The sequence below is a fragment of the Protofrankia sp. Cas4 genome (genome assembly GCF_963555915.1).
Lineage (GTDB): Bacteria > Actinomycetota > Actinomycetes > Frankiales > Frankiaceae > Protofrankia.
Window position 1 is genome coordinate 1 of record NZ_CAUVXL010000186.1, and the last position, 532, is coordinate 532.

The window sequence follows — 532 nt, forward strand, 5'->3', positions numbered from 1 at the left end:
ACCACTGGATCCGTGTCTGTGGGGTGGAGCACACGGCCCGTCCCTTTCCCGCGTCAACCGCCAAAATGTTCGGCGACGTTTCATCGAGCCCGCCGCGGAAACTGTCGGAGGCGACCGCTACCGTCCGATCCATGCGAGGCGCTACAGCGTCTGACGTGTCTACAGGAGGTGGTTGTCATGGCCGAGTTCATGTCCTATCCGGCGGGGACTCCGTGTTGGGTGGATCTCGGTAGCCTCGACCTCGAGGCGTCCAGGTCCTTCTACAGCGGCCTGCTCGGCTGGGAGGCGCAGGAGGTACCGGACCCGGGGGCGGGCGGTTACACGATGTTCACGCTCCGCGGCAAGCTGGTCGCAGGTCTGGGCCCGCTGTTCGGCGAGGGGCAGCCCCCGACCTGGAACACCTACATCAGCGTTGATGATGTGGACAAGACGGCGGAGGCGGTTCTCGGTGCCGGCGGGCGGGTGCTCGCCGGGCCGATGGACGTCATGGAGGCGGGCCGCATGGCGGTGTTCACCGACCCGGCGGGTGCGG

At 67.5% G+C, this 532-nt stretch carries 1 protein-coding gene; it reads left to right on the top strand.

Annotation, left to right across the window (positions count from 1 at the left end; translation table 11 throughout):
* Positions 1-177 precede the first annotated feature (177 nt).
* On the top strand, positions 178-532 hold a 355-nt coding region (locus tag U9979_RS17225), incomplete at its 3' end, for a VOC family protein (protein WP_322780198.1).